The organism is Streptodolium elevatio, assembly GCF_053592165.1.
Genome location: NZ_JBSFVE010000085.1, coordinates 1 through 1217, shown reverse-complemented (window position 1 = coordinate 1217; position 1217 = coordinate 1). Strand labels below are relative to the sequence as shown.

Here is a 1217-nt window from a genome sequence, read left to right as displayed (position 1 = left end):
GCGAGGGCTTTTTAATTTACTAAAAATTGTTTAATTTCATGAAACGCCATGCCTATTTCTAACAGTAAGATAATGCTGTCAGTATAGCGCCTAAGCATTTCTTTTTGTTCTGCGGTTAATTTATCGCCTGACTGTTTAAAGCTCGTCAGACTGCGATATTTTCCGCTTGTCGTAAGCTGTACGAGTAAATCAAGAATGATTTTATGATAGTACGGTTTAGACTGCTTGCTTTGCATGATTGCGGTGTTTAGTTTAGTCATAGGCTAGCAATTTTCAGCAATAGCGGAAACGACGGCATTAAACACTTTATTTTTAACGTTCTGCGGTTCGTTGTTTTTAGTGATTGACTTTGCTGTGCTCTCGCTTACTCCGATATACTTAGCAAGGTCTTTTTTGTTTAGCAACTTGTCAGCCTGAACTCGTCGCAAGGCTTTTTTCATTTCTGGTGTTAATAGTGGCATTTTTACCTTCTTTCTTCTTTATTTCAACTATAAGTAATTAAATTCTTGTGTTTTTTGTACTTATAGTGTAAAATATAAGCATAATTAAAAGAGCAATAAGCGAACTTATAAACCTGCTGGGGAGCTAGTTAAAAGGCGTCTTTGCTTTTTTGTTGAATAACTTAACTGAAAACTATTTTACTCTACAAGATAATAAAAGTCAAGTGTTTTTATCTAGAAAAGTAAAATAATTTTCGTGTTATGCTTGAAAGGCTGACATGACTATATTTGAAAGAGTACAAGAACTATCTAGAAAACAGGGGAAAACATTACAAAAAGTAGCTAATGACCTAGGGTTTGGCGACAACTATTTGTATACGTTAAAAAAACAAAAACCGAAAGCTGACAACCTTGAAAAACTAGCCGACTACTTCCATGTATCGGTTGACTATTTACTAGGACGTGCTGAAGCTAAATCAGTCAATGAGCCGATAGACTTGGCGGAAGTCGCAAACTCTGACGATGACGCTATTTTTGACAGTATTCTAAGTGCTGGTGGTCGCCCTTTGACCGAAAAAGACAAAGCTATGATTAAATTAGTTTTTGCTGACCGTTGGGAAGAATTGCAACAAAAAGCTAAAGACTTGAAAGATAGTGAAAAATGAGGGCGTTAAATGAATCAAGAAGAATTGACCGCTCTTATAGTAATCAAGATTGAAAACTTAGGCATAGATTACAGAACATTTGAATATGATAATCAAAGAGCTTGGATAGTTA

General features: G+C 35.3%; 2 protein-coding genes. One reads left to right on the top strand and one right to left on the bottom strand.

The features are described from left to right. Positions 1 to 11 precede the first annotated feature (11 nt). On the bottom strand, positions 12 to 236 hold the full coding sequence (locus ACWD12_RS41090) for a hypothetical protein (RefSeq protein ID WP_351515830.1): 225 nt from the start codon (positions 234 to 236) through the stop codon (positions 12 to 14). Between the two features lie 482 nt (positions 237 to 718). On the opposite strand from ACWD12_RS41090, the gene ACWD12_RS41085 reads away from it, so the two are divergent. After that, positions 719 to 1105 (top strand): helix-turn-helix domain-containing protein, encoded by a 387-nt coding sequence (locus ACWD12_RS41085; protein WP_450103965.1) that lies wholly within the window; start codon positions 719 to 721, stop codon positions 1103 to 1105. Positions 1106 to 1217 lie beyond the last annotated feature (112 nt).

Bases quoted from the DNA above. Each gene is read 5' to 3' on its own strand.
- ACWD12_RS41085 (WP_450103965.1), top strand. From the start codon at position 719: ATGACTATATTTGAAAGAGTACAAGAACTATCTAGAAAACAGGGGAAA.
- ACWD12_RS41090 (WP_351515830.1), bottom strand. From the start codon at position 236: ATGCAAAGCAAGCAGTCTAAACCGTACTATCATAAAATCATTCTTGAT.